The 1,392-nt window shown below is 73.8% G+C and carries 2 protein-coding genes and 1 pseudogene; all 3 read right to left on the bottom strand.

Annotated features, from left to right (window positions below; all coding sequences use genetic code 11):
- Window positions 1–211 (bottom strand): annotated as a pseudogene (locus G6030_RS11705) (NADP-dependent oxidoreductase); the annotation flags it as partial.
- A gap of 73 nt (window positions 212–284) precedes the next feature.
- Complete coding sequence (locus G6030_RS11700; RefSeq protein WP_182643240.1) at window positions 285–833, bottom strand: metallophosphoesterase; 549 nt, start codon at window positions 831–833, stop codon at window positions 285–287.
- Between the two features lie 71 nt (window positions 834–904).
- A partial coding sequence (locus tag G6030_RS11695) for an LmeA family phospholipid-binding protein (protein WP_182643239.1) occupies window positions 905–1,392 on the bottom strand: 488 nt, incomplete at its 5' end.

The following is a 1,392-nucleotide window of genomic DNA, read 5'->3' as shown; positions in this document are numbered from 1 at the left end:
ACAGGTCCCAGCCCAGCACGAACGGCGGCTCGCCGAGGAACCCGCCGTTGGCGCGGTGCTTCCAGTCGGTGGGGTTGACGCTGGCGGCCTCGACGCGGATGAGGACCTCGTTGGTCCGCGGCGTGAGGCGGGGGAGGTCGACGACGGCGAGGACGTCCGGCTCACCGAGGGTCTGCTGCTGCACGGCACGCATGGTGGCTTCGTTGGTCATGGCTCCAGGGTGGCAGACTCCCGGGGCCCGCCGCCCGGCTCGTCCCGCCCGCCGCCCGCCACGCGGGAGCGGTTCAGCGAGGGGGCGGCAGCCGGTGCAGTTCCACGTCGCGCAGCGCGCCCGCGGTGATGGCCGCGGTCATGTACGTGTGGTGCGGCTGGCGTCGGCGGTCGGTCGGGGAACCGGGGTTGAGCAGGCGTAGACCACCCTCGCCGGACGCGCCCTCCCCGGACGCGCCCTCCCCGGACACTCGCGGCGCGGTGGTGTCCCACGGGATGTGCGAGTGCCCGAAGACCAGGACGTCGGTGTCGGGGAAGGCCCTGGCCATGCGCCTCTCCCGTCCCGCGGACGCGCCGGCCTCGTGGGTGACGGCAAGTCGCACGCCGTCGAGCGTCGCGCGGGCCACTTCGGGCAGACGCTCGCGCAGCTCCGGGCCGTCGTTGTTGCCCCAGCAGGCGATGAGCCGTGCGGAGCGTTCCTCCAGTGCGTCGAGGAGGGCGACGTCCATCCAGTCCCCGGCGTGGATCACCACGTCGGCCGCGTCGACCTCGTCCCAGACCCTGGCCGGCAGGTCGCGGGCACGGGTCGGGACGTGGGTGTCGGAGATGATGAGCAGGCGCATGGGCCCAGTGTGCCGGGCGCGACGACAGGCGGCCGTCGCGGATCGGCGGACGAGTCCCGGCGGGTCGACTCCTAGCGGGTCGACTCCAGCACCACGTCGCGGCCGGCCAGGTCCACGGTCATCCCGCCGTCGACCACGCGGACGCCGGTGAGTTCGATCCCCTCGGGCAGGTCGGCCAGCGCGGAGTCCATCATCGAGACGGTCCCGCCCAGGATCTCCGAGGGCAGCTGGAACCCGAGGACCGACGCCTGCTGGGGATCCATCTCGAGGTTCCCGTCGATGAGCCGCGGCGTCACCACGGCCTCGGCGAGGCCGCTGATCGACACGCGCAGGGTGCCCGCTGCGGGATCGGAGACGATGTCCTGCACCTGGATCAGCCCGCCCAGCAGGCTGTCGCCCATGCCGCCGGCGCCCTGCGACTGCGCGGCCGCGGTCATGGTCTCGTCGGACACGAACGCGGTGCCGGTGAGCGAGTCGATGCGGGAGGTCTCGCCCTCGGACCGCACGCCCTCGGCGGTGATGTCGATCGCCGGGACCGGGCCGGTCGCGCCCTCGGCCG

It is taken from the genome of Dietzia sp. E1 (genome assembly GCF_014145015.1).
GTDB classification, from domain to species: domain Bacteria; phylum Actinomycetota; class Actinomycetes; order Mycobacteriales; family Mycobacteriaceae; genus Dietzia; species Dietzia cinnamea_A.
This window is presented reverse-complemented; position numbering and strand designations above follow the sequence as displayed.

Bases quoted from the DNA above. Each gene is read 5' to 3' on its own strand.
- G6030_RS11700 (WP_182643240.1), bottom strand. From the start codon at position 833: ATGCGCCTGCTCATCATCTCCGACACCCACGTCCCGACCCGTGCCCGC.